A 15,358-nucleotide genomic window follows, 5' to 3' on the forward strand; every position below is an offset into this window, starting at 1 on the left:
CCTTCTCGCGCCGTCAACGCTGCGACGGGCGCGCGGGCGCCACCACGACGGGCCGGCGGCCCGCCTCGTCCAGCGGGTCGGAGGGTGGGGCCACGCCGCCGGTTCCGCGGCGACGCGCCAGCGGCGTCGCGGCCGTGTCGGTGGGGAGGCCCGGATCACCTCCCAGGATCTGCACGCGCTCGTCGCCGTGTCGCTCCCAGAACGACGCCGTCCACGCGCACAGCGCCCCGTCGAGCAGGTCCTCGCGGTGCTTGTGCGTCGGACCGTGCAGCACCGACGGATCGGCGAGCCGCTGCGTCAGCGGGTGCGAGTCCAGCAGCAGCGGCGGGTCGAGCGGGGTCTCGCGCAGCCGCCGGACCAGCTCGTCGAAGGCCTCGGCGCGACGGGCACGTGCCTCGGCGGCGGGGATCCGGAGGTCGAGCCGTTTGTACCGGGGCCGTTCCTCGTCGTAGCCGAGCTCCTCCACGCCGACCAGCGTCGTGTACGGGTAACACTCGAACATCGCCGGACCGGTGCGTCCCCGCATCGAGTCCGTGTCGGAGACGTACCCGACGCCGAGTGCGGTCAGCCGGTCGAGCAGCGCTGAGCCAGCGCTCGCCGCAGATGCCTGGTTGGTCGGGTTCGCGGCGACCTTCCACCGGCCGTACCGCTGCCCGACCTGCCGTTCGGACTCGCGGATGCCCGTCGGGTTCGTCACGACGAGCGAGGCGTCCACGGCGATCAGGGATCGTGGCCCGAGGTGCTCGGCGATCCAGTCCGCGACGGCGTCGACCCCGCGGGCCCACCCGGCGTCGGTGATCGTGCCGTCGTGGTCCATCGCGACCAGCCCGGTCTCGTTCGCGGCCTTCCGCTCGGAGCCGAGCCCCCACGCCAGGTCGATGCCGAGGTACGCGTTCACCCGTCCATCCTGCCGACCCTGGCCGCAAGACACCGGTGTCCGCGCGCTGAACACCGGCGTGCGCGTGTTCGATCAGGGAACACCGGTGTCCAGCGGGAGCACGGAGGCGCACGCACACCGGGCTGCGGGCGAGCGGCCGCCACGCGTGTACGGTCCGCTGCATGGCGAGCGAAGCGACGATGGTGCGGGTGCCGGGGCCCGACAGTGACCGCGAGGTCCGGATCAGCAGCCCCTCGCGGGTGCTCTGGCCCGAGGCGGGCATCACGAAGCTCGACCTCGCGGAGTACCTCGTGAAGGTGGGCGACGCCTTCGTCCGGGCGAACGGTGACCGGCCGATCTCGCTGCAGCGGTTCCCCGGCGGCGTCGACGGCGAGCAGTTCTTCTCGAAGAACCCGCCCAAGGGTGCGCCCGACTACGTCCGCTCGGTCACGGTGACCTACCCGAGTGCCCGGTCGCACCCGCAGCTCGTGATCGACGAGCCGGCCGTGGCCGTGTGGGCCGCGCAGATGAACACGGTGGTCTTCCACCCGTGGGCCTCTCGTGCCGAGGACAGCGACCACCCGGACCAGCTCCGCATCGACCTCGACCCGCAGCCCGGCACCGACTTCGGCGACACCGTGCCGGTGGCCGAGGAACTCCGGAAGGTCCTCGACGAGGTCGGCCTGACCACCTGGATCAAGACGAGCGGCAACCGCGGCCTGCACGTGTTCGCGCCGATCCGCCCCGAGCACGAGTTCCTCGAGGTGCGGCACGCGGTGATCGCCGCGGCGCGCGAGCTCGAACGCCGGATGCCCGACCGGGTCACGACGGCGTGGTGGAAGGAGGAGCGGGGGCAGCGGGTCTTCGTCGACTTCAACCAGGCGAACCGCGACCGGACGATGGCGGGCGCCTACAGCCCCCGAGCTCTCGCACACGCTTCGGTGTCGACGCCGATCACCTGGGACGAACTGCGCACCGCGGACCCGACGACCTTCACGATCCGCACGGTGCCGGAGCGGCTGCGGACCACCGGCGACCCGTGGGAGTCGATGGGGGAGCAGCCGGGCAGCATCGCACCGCTGCTCGAGTGGTGGGAGCGGGACCTGGCGAACGGCGAGGGTGAGCTGCCGTTCCCGCCCGACTTCCCGAAGATGCCGGGGGAGCCGCCGCGCGTGCAGCCCTCACGGGCGAAGAAGCCGAGCGGCCCAACGGCCGAGCAACCGGGCCCAGCCGAGCCGAACCTCAGGCAGCGGAGGAGACGTCCCGCTGACGGTCCGGGTCCTCGACGCGCGTGGTGTGCGTCGGCAGCCCGATGCTGGCGGTGTGCAGGCGGGTGAGCCGCGACCAGGTGCCGCGGTGCACGTCGGTGATGCCGTCGACGATCACGAGCCGAGTCCGACCGTGACGAGTGCGAGCGCCGTGGCGGTCACGCCGGCGATGGCGCTGATGACCGCGCTGAGCTGCAGGACGCGCTGGCGCCGTGCCTCTCGGACTTCTGTGAAGGGGCTCCGCCGAGGGTGGCGGACAAGCGTGCTGGTGCTCATGTCGATCCGCTCCGATCAGGGCGTCCGAACTGGACGCCTCGTGCTGCTGAGATCATCCTGGCACGGCTTCGCTAGTTCGGCTAACTACTTTTCCCCGAACGTGACAGAACAGCGACAAACGGACACCGCAGTGCGTTCCGTCGTCAGGACAGCACATCGTTCAGGTCGTACGCACTCGGCACCTCGAGCTGCTCGAACCCGCACGACGTCGCCTCGCGGTCGGGCCGCCACCGCTCGAACTGCACGGTGTGCCGGAACCGGTCGCCCTCCATCTGGTCGTACCGGACCTCGAGCACCAGCTCCGGCGCCAGCCGGACGAACGACGTGTCGCGACCCGACGAGAACCGCGACCGTTCCCCGTCACCGGTGACGGGCCTCCCCTCCGCATCGCGGATCACGACGGGCTCGAGCTCGTCGATCAACGCGGCCCGGCGCTTGTCGGAGAAGGCGGAGACGCCGCCGACCTGGCGGAGCTCGCCGTCCGCGTCGTACAGGCCGACCAGCAGGGACCCGACGCCGGAGCCGCTCTTGTGCACGCGGTAGCCGATGGCGACGACGTCGGCGGTGCGGTGGTGCTTGATCTTGAGCATCGAGCGCTTGTTCGGTTCGTACGGCCGCGCTCGGGGCTTCGCGACGACGCCGTCGAGCCCGGCGCCCTCGAACGTGGTGAGCCACTCGCGCGCCTGCTCGACGTCGAGCGTGGTGCGGGTGACGAAGAGCGGGTCGGTCATCGCGTCGCCGAGCTGCTCCAGGCGCTCGCGACGCTCGTCGAAGGGGCGGTCCACCAGCTCCTCGCCGTCCACCGCCAGCAGGTCGAAGGCCACGAACTGCGCCGGCGTCTCGACGCTGAGCTTGTCGATCCGTGAGGCTGCCGGATGGATGCGCTGCGACAGCGCCTCCCAGTCGAGGCGCTCGGCACCGGGCTCACCGGAACGCAGGATCACCTCGCCGTCCAGGACGACCGGGTGGTCGCGGCCGCCGAACTGCGCGCGGAACGCCTCGACGAGCTCGGGGAAGTACCGGGTGAGCGGCTTGGCCCCGCGGCTGCCGATCTCGACGTCGTCACCGTCGATGGTCACGATGCCCCGGAAGCCGTCCCACTTCGGCTCGTACCGCAGCCCGCCCTTCGTGCTGTCCGGGTCGGGGACGGTGGCGACGGCCTTGGCGAGCATCGGTGCGATCTCCATGGGTCCTGTCTACTCGCGCGCGTCGGCGGGGCTGCGCACTTCGTGAGCAGCAACGGTCGGGTTCGGCTCGACGACCCGACATCTTCTGCTCACGATGCGCGGCCGGGAGGCCCGGATCACCCCGGGCAGGTCGGCCAGCGTCGGTAGGGTGGCCGGCGTGACGACCGTGCCCCCGCCGGCAGCGCCGGCCCCGGAACCGATCAGCCCCGTGCAGGCCGCCGCGCTCCGCGACGGCGTCCTGCCACCCGTCGAGCAGGTCCGGCCGGGCATCTGGACCCTCGCGGTGCCGTTCCGGTTCGGGGTGCCCGACGCGACCCTCGTGTACATCGTCGAGGGGTCGGACGGCTCGCTCGCGGTGATCGACCCCGGGTGGTCGGCCGACGGCGGACTCGCCGAGCTGCGGGACGGGCTCGCGACGATCGGACGCACTCTGGACGACGTGTCGCTCGTGGCCGTCACACACCTGCACGCCGACCACCTGGGTGCCGCGGCGGCCATCCGCCGGGCGACGGGGGCCCGGGTGGCGATGCACGGCCTCGAGGTCAGCGCGCTCGAACGGGAACGCGCCGACGCCGGGCGGAACGACGCCGACATCGCGACGTGGGGGCTGCCGGAACACCTCCGGGCCGGGGTCGTCGAGGCCTGGGGCAGCGGGCGCCGGATCGGGATGGGCCGGATCGAGGCGCCGTACGCCGACGTGCTGCTCGAGGACGGCGACCTGCTGCCGATCCCCGGTCGGACGATCCGCACGCTGTGGACCCCGGGGCACACGAGCGGCCACGTGTGCTTCCTCGACGAGACCGACGGCCTGCTGTTCTCCGGCGACCACGTGCTGCCGCAGATCAACTCCGGCATCGGGCTCGGCGGCCGGACCGGAACGAACCCGCTCGGCGACTACCTGGCGTCCCTCGCGCGGCTCGACCCGTACGCCGACCTCGAGGTCTGCCCGGGGCACGAGTACCGGTTCCGCGACGTCGTCACCCGCGCGCAGACCCTGGCTCGGCACCGGGAGGAACGCTCCCGCCACGTCGCCGCGGCCCTCGACGCACTGGACCGTCCGACGCTGTTCGAGGTCGCCGCCCAGGTGCCCTTCAGCGGCGGGATCGAGTCGATGACCGGGTTCCTGCTCGCGAGCGCGCTGACGCAGACGGCCTTCCACGCGGAGCTGCTCGGGCGGGCCGACGAGGTGCGGCCCGCCTGACGAACGCCGCGGCCGCGCGGGTCAGCCGAGCGTCGTCGCCAGGCGCTCGATCGTCGTCTTCGCGTCGGCGAACTCCGCGGCGGCGTGCTCGGCCAGCGGTGCGAGGTCCGGCAGCCGATCTGCCAGGGTCGCGCTGACGGTGATCGGGTACAGCTTCATGCCGAGCGCGGTGCCGAGCACGATGTGCAGGACGGGGGAGCCGTGGTCCCAGCCCTCGGTCGGAGTGCCGGCGTCGTAGGTCGCGCCGCGGCTCACCACGGTGACGACGGGGCGTCCGGCCAGGGGCTGCACGCCGCCGGTCAGGATGCCGGGGACGTGGATGCGGTCGATCCAGGCCTTCAGGGTCGACGGCACGGTGTAGTTGTACAGCGGCGCACCCACCACGACGACGTCGGCGGCCAGGAGCTCGTCGATGACCGCTTGCCGCTGGGCCTCTGCCTCGGGCGCGACGGTCTCCTCGGCGGTGCGGTCGGCGGCGGCCCAGTGCAGCGCCGAGCTCTCCAGGTGGGGGAGCTGGTCGACGTGCAGGTCCCGCCGGACGACGGTGTACTCCGGGCCGCGGGCGCGCCAGGCGTCGGCGAAGGCCGCGGTCAGTGCGCGCGAGCGGGAGTGGGACAGGTCGGCCGAGGAGTCGATGTGCAGCAGCGTGGGCATGTCGCCAACGCTACCGGCGCGGACCCGGCCGGGCGCGGATGCGGAACGGCCCCGCCTGCTCCGGTGGAGGAGCAGGCGGGGCCGTCACGGGCCTCCCGTCCACCGCGCGGGCACGCGACGGACGGGAGACGTCTCAGGGTGTCAGCGCTGGGCGCGACGACGACGCGCGAAGCGGGCGCCGATGAGGCCGGCACCGGCGACGAGCAGGCCGAGGGCCCACGGCAGTGCGTCGGTGCTGTCCGAACCGGTGTAGGCGAGCTGGCCGCCGGTGTTGACCGGGGCGACCGGCGCTGCTGCTGCCGGCGGAGCCGGGACGGGCGCGACGATGCCGGCGACGGTGGGCTGGACCTCGACGGCGAAGGACGTGCTGAACGAGCCGGAGGCGACGGTCAGGTTGTGGATCGACGCGTGCGGGAACGTGACGTCGACCAGGCCGAAGTCACCGAGGTCGGGGTCGGGGGCGATCACGTCGCTGGCGACGTCCGAGGTCACGACGGGCATCTCGGGCGTCTCGTCGTCGTAGCCACCGATGGGGTTGCCGAACCGGTCGACGGCGCCCCCCTGGATGACGAGCGTGCCGCCCTGCTTGACGGTCGGGCGACCGCCGACGGTGAAGTCCTCCTCACCGATCGTGTAGACGCTGCCGTCGGGCTCGATGATCCAGCTGGTCCGCTCGGTGTCGTCGTCGTCGCTTTCGTCGAACAGTCCGGCGCGGTCGGTCGTGTAGACCATGACGCCGACCGGGGCAGCGGCCTCGACGGTCATCGAGACGTACTGCGTGACCGACTCGGTGCCGCTGGTCGCGGTGACGGCGAACTCCGAGTTCTCCGCAAGGGTGGCGGTACCGCTGAGTTCACCGGTGGACGCGTCGAAGGAGAGCTCGTAGGGGAGCTGTTCCTCGGGGTCCGACTCCCCGGGGTACTCGTCGGCGAAGTCGGCGTCGTCCTGGCTGAACCAGGAGAGGCTGTAGGTCGGCTCCGGGAAGCCCTGCGCACGGAAGGTGTGCGAGAAGGAGTCGCCGGCGGTGCTGGTCAGCACGAGGGGGCTCTTCCGGCTGGCACCGGCCGTGGTCGGCTCGCCGTCCGCACCGAGGAACGCCGGGCTCTGCGTCACGGGCACGGTGGCCGCGGACGTGACGGTGTTCGCCTCGGTCGCGCCGGGCAGCGTGCCCGTGACGGCGACCGTGATGGTCTTGCGGACGTCGGTCGGGTCGACGACGTAGCTCGCGGCCTTCGACAGGACGTTGCCGTCCTGGTCGGTCCACGAGTACTTGTACCCCGCCTCGTCGTCGAAGCCGGTGACGACGGCGACGAGTCGGGTGCCGACCTTGGCCGTGCCCTCGATGGTGACGGTGGCGTCGGCGGCCTTGGCCGTGACGTCCGGCTTCGGGGTCTCGGTCGGCTTCGGCGCCTCGGTGGCAGCCGGCGCGGTGGTCTCCGGCGCGGCGGGCTCGTCGGTGACCTCGGGGGTCGGAGCGGGGGTTTCCTCGGCCGGAACCGGGGTCTCGGGCGCGGGCTCGACGGGCGGGTCCGTCGGCGTGGGCGTCTCGTCCGAGACGACGGGAGCCGGAGCAGGCGTCTCGACGGCCGAGATCGGCTGCGGCGTGTCGAGCGTCTCGGCGTTGGCGGCCGTCGCGGTCATGATGCCGAGGCCGGTGGTCAGGCCGACCAGGGCGACGGTGGTGCCGACGGCGCAGGCGCGACGGACAGTGGAGGTGCTGCGGTGCACGGGATCCCCCAGGGATTCGGTCCGGGCTCATCGCCCAGATCATGTGAATTTGCCGAGAATGTCGGCGTTCTCGGATCGTAGCGGGATGACGTTGCCGGGCTGTGACGATTCACCGGAATGTGACCCGGGTTGGGGGTGCGTGCGGGAAACCGCCGGACCCCCGCACGCGCGGCGCGCCCTGTGGGCGCGGAAGGACGGACGGGAGGCGCGGTACGGGCCCGCACCGCGCCTCCCGTCCGTCCGGGGCCGCGTCTCAGGCGCGACGGCGACGCAGCCGGTGGGCCAGCAGACCGCCGCCGGCGGCGAGCAGGCCGAGCGCCCACGCCAACGGCGTGGTCTCGTCGGCGCCGGTGTAGGCGAGCGTGCCGCCGGTGCCGCTCGCTGTGGTCGCGACCGCGGCGGTGGCGACGGGACGGACGGTGACGACGAACGTGGTCGAGGCGCCGCCCTGGGTGATGGTGAGACGGTGGTCCGAGGCGTGCGGGAACGTCACCTTCGAGGCGTCGCCCCGGGGATCGGTGACGACCCGGTCCGACGCGACCGAGCTCGTCACCGTCGCGCCGAACCCGGTGCTCACGGAAGCCGGGGCGGTCGCGTTGCCGAACCGGTCGACGGCGAGGCCGGACACCACCAGCGAGCCGCCCTGCTGGACGGGGATCGAAGCGACGGTGCCGAGGGGCTCGCCCCCGCCGGAGAACGCGCTGATGACGCCACCGGGCGCGACCGACCAGCCCGTTGCGCCGGGTGTGCCGGTGTCGACGATCGCGCGGACCCCGATGGGTGCGGCCGGCAGGACGGTCAGGCGCACGTACTCCGTGGCGGTCGCGGTGCCACGGAGGGCGACGACCTCGAAGTCGTACGTGCCAGCGGTGGTCACCGTGCTGGTGAGCACCCCGGTCTCGACGTTGACGGTCAGGTCGGACGAGGGCGCGTCCTGGATCGCGTACGCCAGCGATCCCGTGCCGCCCGTGGTGCGGAACGTGTGCGTGAACGTCGCGCCGGCGGTGGCGGTGAGGGCGAGCGGCTCCGCCTTCGTCGAGGGCTCGGTGAAGACGACCGGCGACGGCGAGACGGTCAGGCGGACGTACTCGGTCACCTGTGTCGAGCCGCTGAGCGCCACGACCTCGAAGTCGAACGTGCCGGCGGTCGTCGGCGTGCCGCTCAGCACGCCGGTCTCGACGTTGACCGTGTAGTCCGCCGACGGGGCGTCCTGGATGGCGTACCCGACGGTGCCGTTGCCGCCCGTGGTGGTGAACGTGTGGCTGAACGGCGTGCCGACCGTCGCGGTGAGCGCGATCGGGGCGGCCTGGGTCGACGGCTCGGTGAACGCGAGGTCGCTGCCGTCACCCGGTGCTGCCGCCGGGGTGGCGCTGTCCGTGGCCTTCGCGGCGGGGCTGGCGCCGGGCGTCGGGCTGGCGCTCGACGTCGGGCTGACGTTCGGCGTCGAGGTCTCCGTCGTCGTCGCGTCGGCACCCGGCGTCGCGGTCGCCGTGGTGCTCGTCGGCGTCGTCGTCCCCGTCGGCGTCGCCGCCGTCGCGGGCGCGCCGACGCCGATGACCGAGCCGATGGCGGTCGCCGCGACGACGATGCCGATCGTCGCCGCGCGGCGGACGGGCGGCTTGGTGGACTGGTGCATGGTTCCCCCTCGGGAGTCTGGTGGTGAGCACGCGGTGCCCGCGCGCTCCTCGGTGCTGACGTTACGGTTCGCGGACCCGTTCCGACCCCTGCCGGAGATCACGGTTTCATCTCGGTACTACCGGCTCTCATCTGGGGTTTTTCACAGAATCGCGCAAAGACGACCCGGAGGCGCGGGGCGGTCCTGCCCCGCGCCTCCGGTCCGTCAGGCGGTCGCTGTGACGTGCCTCAGCCGAGTCGGCGACGCAGGCGCCAGACGAGCAGGCCGGCGCCCGATGCCAGGAGGCCGAGGGCCCACGCGAGCGGGCCGGACTCGTCGGCGCCGGTGTACGCGAGGGTGCCCGATGCGGTCGGCGTGTGGGTGGTCGTGACCGTGGTCGTCGCCGTCGGCTGCACCTCGAAGCGGATGGTGCTCGTCACGTCCCCGGACGCGACGGTGACCGTGTGCGGCGACGCGTGCTCGAAGGTCACCCACGTGGCAACAGCCTCGGGGTCGTACTCGATGCGGTCACTGGCCACGTCGCTCGTGAAGGTGAGGTCGGTGTGGTCGCCGACCGGCTGCCCCTCGGCGTCCACGGCCAGGGCGCGGATCTGCACCCGGTCACCCTGTCGGGCCGGGACCGCGTCGACCTGCTGTGGGTCGCCGTCCGCCGGGTAGTAGGTGATCACGTCGCCCTCGACGCCCCACCGGTCGCCGGACGTCCCGTCCGCGGGGAACACCCCGATGGTGATGCCGGCGACGGCAGCGGGGGCCTCGGAGACGCGGACCGTGAACGAGGTCGAGACGCCGCCCTCGGACACCGTCAGTGTGCGGGTGCCCGGCTCCGAGAACGTCACCGTGTTCGCCGACCAGTTCGGGTCCCAGACCACGCCGTCGGACGCGGTGGTGCTCGTGACGGTCGAGCGCGGGTACTCGTCGCCCGGGGTGGTGCGGTTGCCCAGCGCGTCGACGGCCAGCCCCGCGAGGGTCATCGAGGAGCCGACCGTGGCGGGGACCTCCGACACCACGGTGTCACCGGTGCCACCCGGCGCGTACTCCCGGATCGTCCCGTCGGCGTCGACCTGCCAGCTGACGTCGGAGTCCGAGCTGTCGACGCCGAACGTGACACCCACCGGGGCGCCGGGCTCGATGTCGACCCGGACGTACTGCACGGCGGTCTGGTGCAGGTCGGTCGCGGTGACCTGGAACAGTGCGGGGCCGTCGAACGTGCTCTTCGGGGTGGCGCTCAGGACACCGGTCTGCTCGTTCCAGGACCAGCCGTTGACGTCGTTGGTCGGGTCGAAGTTCAGCGGGTTGAACAGGTACTCCAGTGGGCCGTCGCCGCCCTGGGCGGTGAAGGTGTGCGAGAACGGCTGGCCGGCGGTCGCGGTGAGGACGATCGGCGCGTCCTTGCTCGACGGCTCCGCCCAGGTGACGGGCGTCGATGCCTCGGGGGCGGGCTGGTCTGCGGCGGCGGGGGTCGTCGTCGCGGTGCCCGCGGCGGGCGGCGTGGTCGTGGCCGGGGTGGTGTCCGGCGTCGCCGTCTCGTCGGTCGGTGTCGGTGCCGGTGCCGGTGCAGGCGCCGGTGCCGGGTCGGCGGTCTCGCCGTCCGGTGCGGCCTGCGCGGTGTCGGGAGCGGTGTCGGTGCCGGTGTCGGTGTCGGCCGCCGTGGTGTCGGTCGCGGCGTTCGCGGTGGTCGCGTCCTGCGGAGCCGACGTCGCGGTGGTGCTCGGTGCAGCGGTCTCGTCGGTCGCTGCGGAGGCGGCGCTCGCCCCGATGCCGAACGCCGACGAAGCGGTGACGATCGCGATCGCCGCTCCGATCGTGGCGCTGCGGCGGAAGGTGTACTTGCAGGACTGGTTCACTGGATCCCCCTCGGATGCCTGGGTGGGACGCCGGATCAGCGTCCTCTACTCAGGGAATGTCGCCCGCTGACCAGTCCTGACGATCGCTCGATCACAGAACGATCACGATGGCAACGGAGCTCCGCAGCCGTCGTGCCGGACCCGCGCCGCGCCTCCAGATCGCCGTGTCACGCTCCGACCACGGACGCGGCACGTTCGAGCGCGGAGCGGAGTGCGCGCACGGCTGGCGACGATGCGCCAGCGGCGCGGACCACCGTGAAGATCGTCCGACGCGGGCGCTCGGGCAGCTCGAGCAGCCGGCACGTCGTCGTCCGACCGGTCCACATCAGGTCGGGCATCAGGCTCACCGCGTTGCCCGACTCGACCAGACGGATCTGCGTCTGCAGATCGGCGGTCTCGTACCGGACGTCGGGCTCGAAGCCCCAGCGCCGACAGACCTGCTCGGCGAAGTGCCGCGACGCGGTGCCGCGGGGTTCCATCACCCAGGGCATGGTGCGGGCGTCCTCGAGCGACGACACCGGGCGCAGGGCCGTGTCGAGCGGGGGCAGGGCGAGCCGGACGGCGTCGGTCGTCAGGTCGGAGCGGTCGAGTCCGGGCAGGTGCGGAGCGGCATGGGCCGGGTACTGCTCGGCGATGACCATGTCGAAGTCACGGGCCCACGTCTCGTTCAGTGCGGTCTCCGGTTCCCGCTGGACCATCTCGACCCGGACGTCGGGGTGTTCCGTGGCCATCTCGTGCAGGGCGCTCGGCATCAGGGCGAGGGCCGCGGACTGGAACACGGCGACCCGCACGCGGCCCTGCACGGACGACAGGGTCTCCTCGACCTGGGACTGCGCGTGCTCGAGGACGTCGAGCACCTGGCCCGCCGCGGCCACCAGCACCTCGGCCTGCGGGGTGAGCTGGAGCCGACGCCCGGCCTTGCGGAGGAGCTGCACGCCGGCCTCCCGCTCCAGGGCGCTCAGCTGCTGCGAGACCGCCGACGGGGTGAAGTTCACGGCCTCGGCGACGGCCGCGATCGTGCCGCGGATGGACAGCTCACGGAGGAGCACGAGACGACGGACGTCGAGCATGGTCCGACGCTAGCCGGATCAGGACCGGAACGGTAGCGGAACTGAACGGTATCCATCAGGAACGCTCACTTCCGCTACCGCATCCCCGACCTCCACACTGAACCCATGACGACGCTGCACGAGGACTCCGCCATCGACCACGACGCCCTGGCGGACCAGTCCGTCGCGCTCGTCCGACAGTGGCTCGCCGAGGCCGAGACCTGCCCGGTCGACGGCTCCGCGAAGCAGCTCGCCGGCGTGCTCGCCGACCCCGCCGGACTCGACTTCGCCGTCGGGTTCGTCGACGGGGTCGTGCGCCCGGAAGACCTCGCCGTCGCCGCACGCAAGCTCCGCCAGATCGCCCCGGACGCCCCCGGGTTCCTGCCCGCCGCGCTCCGCGGACTCGTCCGGCTCGGCGGCGGCATGGCCCCGATGCTGCCGAACGTCGTCGTCCCCATCGCCCGACGGGTCCTCCGCAACATGGTCGGCCACCTCATCGTCGACGCCACCGACTCCAAGCTCGGCCCGGCCATCGCCGGCATCAAGCGCGACGGCGTCCGCCTCAACGTCAACCTGCTCGGCGAAGCCGTCCTGGGGGAGCGCGAAGCCGCCCGCCGACTCGAGGGCACGCACAAGCTCCTGGCCCGCGACGACGTCGACTACGTCTCCATCAAGGTGTCCTCGACCGTGCACCCGCACTCGCCGTGGGCGTTCGGCCACGCGGTGGACGACATCGTCGAGCAGCTCCGACCGCTCTTCCAGCGTGCCGCAGCCGCCACCCCGGCCAAGTTCATCAACCTCGACATGGAAGAGTACAAGGACCTCGACCTCACCATCGCGGTCTTCACGAAGCTCCTCGACGAGCCCGAGTTCCTCGGCCTCGAAGCCGGCATCGTGCTGCAGGCGTACCTGCCCGACGCGCTCGCCGCGATGCAGGAGCTGCAGGAGTGGTCCGCCGCCCGCCGCGCTCGTGGTGGTGCCGGCATCAAGGTCCGTCTGGTGAAGGGCGCGAACCTGCCGATGGAGCAGGTCGAGGCCTCGGTCCACGGTTGGCCGCTCGCCACCTGGCACACCAAGCAGGACTCGGACACCAACTACAAGCGCGTGCTCGACTGGGCGCTCACCCCGTCGCGCGTCGAGAACGTCCGCGTCGGTGTCGCCGGGCACAACCTGTTCGACGTCGCGCACGCCTGGCTGCTCGCCGGTGAGCGCGGCGTGCGGGACGGCATCGAGTTCGAGATGCTGCTCGGCATGGCGCAGGGCCAGGCGTCCGCCGTGAAGAACACCGTCGGTTCGCTCCTGCTCTACACGCCGGTCGTGCACCCGGGCGAGTTCGACGTCGCGATCGCCTACCTGATCCGCCGTCTCGAAGAGGGTGCGTCGCAGGACAACTTCATGTCCGCGGTCTTCTCGCTGGTGTCCTCGCCGCCGCTGTTCGCCCGCGAAGAGGAGCGCTTCCGCGCCTCCCTGGTGCCGCTCGCGACGCCCGAGGGCCTCGAAGCGCCGGCGTCCCACCGTGTCGCCGACCGCTACGCCGCCGTCGGCCGCCCCGGCCCCGGCCACTTCGAGAACACCCCGGACAGCGACCCGTCGGTCGGCGCCGTCCGCGCCTGGGGCGACGCCATCACCGCACGGGTCGCCTCGTCGACGCTCGGCGTCCGCGCCGTCCAGGAGGCCCGTGTCGACTCCGCCACGGGGCTCGACACCGCGCTCGGTCGCGCCAAGGCCGCCGGTGCGGTCTGGGGGACCTGGTCCGGTGGTGCACGTGGCGCCGTGCTGCACGCCGTCGGCGACGCACTCGAGGCGAACCGTGCCGCCCTCATCGAGGTCATGGCGTCGGAGACCGGCAAGACCATCGACCAGGCCGACCCCGAGGTGTCCGAGGCGATCGACTTCGCGCACTTCTACGGCACCCTGGCGTCCTCGCTCGACGACGTCGACGGTGCGACCTTCACGCCCGCGGCGCTGACCCTGGTCGCACCGCCGTGGAACTTCCCGGTCGCGATCCCCGCCGGATCGACCCTCGCTGCGCTGGCGGCCGGGTCGGCCGTCGTGCTGAAGCCCGCGCCGCCCGCCGAGCGGTCCGGCGCCGTGCTCGCCTCGATCATCGAGACCGCGCTCGACGCCCACGGGGCCCCGGCCGACGTGCTCGCGTTCCTGCAGGTGTCGGAGAACGACCTCGGGCAGCAGCTCATCGCGTCGCCGATGGTCGACCAGGTCATCCTCACCGGTGCGTACGAGACGGCCGAGCTCTTCCGTTCGTTCCGCCCCGACCTGCCGCTGCTCGCCGAGACCTCGGGCAAGAACGCCGTGATCGTCACACCGTCGTCCGACCTCGACCTTGCCGTGAAGGACGTCGTCGCGTCCGCGTTCGGGCACGCCGGTCAGAAGTGCTCGGCCGCGTCCCTCGTCGTCATGGTCGGCTCGGTCGCGAAGTCGAAGCGCTTCCGGAACCAGCTGCTCGACGCGGTGGCCTCGCTCACGGTGGGCTACCCGACCGACGCCGCGACGCAGATGGGGCCCGTCATCGAGCCGGCCTCGGGCAAGCTGCTCGACGGCCTGACGAAGCTCGGCGCGGGGGAGTCCTGGGCCGTCGAGCCGAAGCAGCTCGACGAGACCGGCAAGCTCTGGAGCCCGGGTGTCCGACAGGGCGTCCGCCGCGGCTCGGAGTTCCACCGCACCGAGTACTTCGGCCCGATCCTCGGCATGATGACCGCGGACTCGCTCGACGAGGCGATCGACATCGTGAACGAGGTCGACTACGGCCTGACCTCGGGCCTGCACTCGCTCGACCCGGCCGAGATCGGCACGTGGCTGACGCGGATCCAGGCGGGCAACCTCTACGTCAACCGCGGCATCACGGGCGCCATCGTCCGCCGCCAGCCGTTCGGCGGGTGGAAGAAGTCGGCGGTCGGCGCCGGCACGAAGGCCGGTGGGTTGAACTACCTGCTCGGGCTCGGGTCGTGGACGCCGGCACCGGCGGTCGCTGCGTCCGGTGTCGCCGTGTCGGGTCCGGTCTCGGCGTTCGCCCGGGCTGCCGAGGTCGCTTCGCCGGTGCTCGACCGTGCGCTGGCGTCCGACGAGCAGGCGTGGTCGACGCTGTTCGGCACCGCGACCGACGTCTCGGCGCTCTCCGCCGAGCGGAACATCGCCCGGTACCTGCCGTTCCCGTCGGTGCAGGTGCGGCTGGCCGCGGTCGCCGAATCGGACGCGGACGCTGACGCCTCCGTGGTCGAGCTCGTCCGCGTCGTCGCCGCTGCGCTCCGTGCCGGGACGACGATCGAGGTCTCCACGGCCGCGACGCTGCCGTCGTCCGTCGCAGCGGCGATCCGTTCGCTGCCGATCGTCCACTCGCTGTCGCAGACGGTGTCCGACGCGGCCTTCGCGAGCTCGGTCGCCTCGGGTCCGTCGACCCGGGTGCGGCTCATCGGCGGTGACACCTCGGCGCTGTACTCGGCCGTCGGTGGTCGTCCGGACGTCGCGGTCTACGGCGGCCCGGTGACCGAGGCCGGGCGGCTCGAGATCCTGCCGTTCGTCCGCGAGCAGGCGGTGTCGATCACGGCACACCGTTTCGGCACGCCGAACCACCTGACCGACGACCTGATCTGACCCCGGACTGCGGCGCTGGCGTTCGGGTC

At 72.5% G+C, this 15,358-nt stretch carries 11 protein-coding genes; 3 read left to right on the forward strand and 8 right to left on the reverse strand.

Translation table 11 applies throughout. The annotated features are described in order from the left end of the window. Window positions 1-13: 13 nt before the first annotated feature. Window positions 14-898, reverse strand: coding sequence for a DUF429 domain-containing protein (locus tag DEI96_RS07060; RefSeq protein ID WP_181440542.1), 885 nt, complete (start codon window positions 896-898; stop codon window positions 14-16). 161 nt (window positions 899-1,059) lie between these two features. Between DEI96_RS07060 and ligD the strand changes: the two genes are divergently transcribed. Then, entirely contained in the window at window positions 1,060-2,214 is a 1,155-nt protein-coding gene (ligD, locus tag DEI96_RS07065; protein ID WP_258372850.1) for a non-homologous end-joining DNA ligase, read from the forward strand. Between the two features lie 45 nt (window positions 2,215-2,259). Here ligD and DEI96_RS07070 read toward each other — a convergent pair whose 3' ends face one another. Together DEI96_RS07070 and DEI96_RS07075 are read right to left on the reverse strand one after the other, a co-directional pair. After that, window positions 2,260-2,421, reverse strand: coding sequence for a hypothetical protein (locus DEI96_RS07070; RefSeq protein WP_163343780.1), 162 nt, complete (start codon window positions 2,419-2,421; stop codon window positions 2,260-2,262). Window positions 2,422-2,564: 143 nt separating this feature from the next. Then, window positions 2,565-3,608, reverse strand: coding sequence for an ATP-dependent DNA ligase (locus tag DEI96_RS07075; RefSeq protein ID WP_111023808.1), 1,044 nt, complete (start codon window positions 3,606-3,608; stop codon window positions 2,565-2,567). Between the two features lie 157 nt (window positions 3,609-3,765). On the opposite strand from DEI96_RS07075, the gene DEI96_RS07080 reads away from it, so the two are divergent. Beyond that, window positions 3,766-4,809, forward strand: coding sequence for an MBL fold metallo-hydrolase (locus DEI96_RS07080; RefSeq protein ID WP_181440541.1), 1,044 nt, complete (start codon window positions 3,766-3,768; stop codon window positions 4,807-4,809). A gap of 21 nt (window positions 4,810-4,830) precedes the next feature. On the opposite strand, the gene DEI96_RS07085 is transcribed toward DEI96_RS07080, so the two are convergent. The 5 genes from DEI96_RS07085 to DEI96_RS07105 all read right to left on the reverse strand — a co-directional run bounded on the left by DEI96_RS07085 (window position 4,831) and on the right by DEI96_RS07105 (window position 11,741). Beyond that, on the reverse strand, window positions 4,831-5,463 hold the full coding sequence (locus DEI96_RS07085) for an FMN-dependent NADH-azoreductase (protein ID WP_111023802.1): 633 nt from the start codon (window positions 5,461-5,463) through the stop codon (window positions 4,831-4,833). A 141-nt stretch (window positions 5,464-5,604) separates the two neighbouring features. Further along, on the reverse strand, window positions 5,605-7,191 hold the full coding sequence (locus tag DEI96_RS07090) for a putative Ig domain-containing protein (RefSeq protein WP_111023799.1): 1,587 nt from the start codon (window positions 7,189-7,191) through the stop codon (window positions 5,605-5,607). A gap of 253 nt (window positions 7,192-7,444) precedes the next feature. Then, window positions 7,445-8,827 (reverse strand): hypothetical protein, encoded by a 1,383-nt coding sequence (locus DEI96_RS07095; protein WP_111023796.1) that lies wholly within the window; start codon window positions 8,825-8,827, stop codon window positions 7,445-7,447. A 227-nt stretch (window positions 8,828-9,054) separates the two neighbouring features. Then, entirely contained in the window at window positions 9,055-10,671 is a 1,617-nt protein-coding gene (locus DEI96_RS07100) for a Hint domain-containing protein (protein WP_111023793.1), read from the reverse strand. Window positions 10,672-10,838: 167 nt separating this feature from the next. Continuing rightward, window positions 10,839-11,741, reverse strand: a complete 903-nt coding sequence (locus tag DEI96_RS07105; protein ID WP_111023785.1) for a LysR substrate-binding domain-containing protein — start codon at window positions 11,739-11,741, stop codon at window positions 10,839-10,841. 105 nt (window positions 11,742-11,846) lie between these two features. Between DEI96_RS07105 and DEI96_RS07110 the strand changes: the two genes are divergently transcribed. Beyond that, window positions 11,847-15,329, forward strand: coding sequence for a proline dehydrogenase family protein (locus DEI96_RS07110; protein WP_111023782.1), 3,483 nt, complete (start codon window positions 11,847-11,849; stop codon window positions 15,327-15,329). The last annotated feature ends 29 nt before the right edge of the window (window positions 15,330-15,358 follow it).

Origin of the sequence: Curtobacterium sp. MCLR17_031, from assembly GCF_003234775.2 — a bacterium.
Lineage (GTDB): Bacteria > Actinomycetota > Actinomycetes > Actinomycetales > Microbacteriaceae > Curtobacterium > Curtobacterium flaccumfaciens.

Coding starts and splice junctions, on each gene's coding strand:
- DEI96_RS07110 (WP_111023782.1), top strand. CDS start 11,847: ATGACGACGCTGCACGAGGACTCCGCCATCGACCACGACGCCCTGGCG.
- DEI96_RS07105 (WP_111023785.1), bottom strand. CDS start 11,741: ATGCTCGACGTCCGTCGTCTCGTGCTCCTCCGTGAGCTGTCCATCCGC.
- DEI96_RS07085 (WP_111023802.1), bottom strand. CDS start 5,463: ATGCCCACGCTGCTGCACATCGACTCCTCGGCCGACCTGTCCCACTCC.
- DEI96_RS07075 (WP_111023808.1), bottom strand. CDS start 3,608: ATGGAGATCGCACCGATGCTCGCCAAGGCCGTCGCCACCGTCCCCGAC.
- ligD (WP_258372850.1), top strand. CDS start 1,060: ATGGCGAGCGAAGCGACGATGGTGCGGGTGCCGGGGCCCGACAGTGAC.
- DEI96_RS07070 (WP_163343780.1), bottom strand. CDS start 2,421: ATGAGCACCAGCACGCTTGTCCGCCACCCTCGGCGGAGCCCCTTCACA.
- DEI96_RS07095 (WP_111023796.1), bottom strand. CDS start 8,827: ATGCACCAGTCCACCAAGCCGCCCGTCCGCCGCGCGGCGACGATCGGC.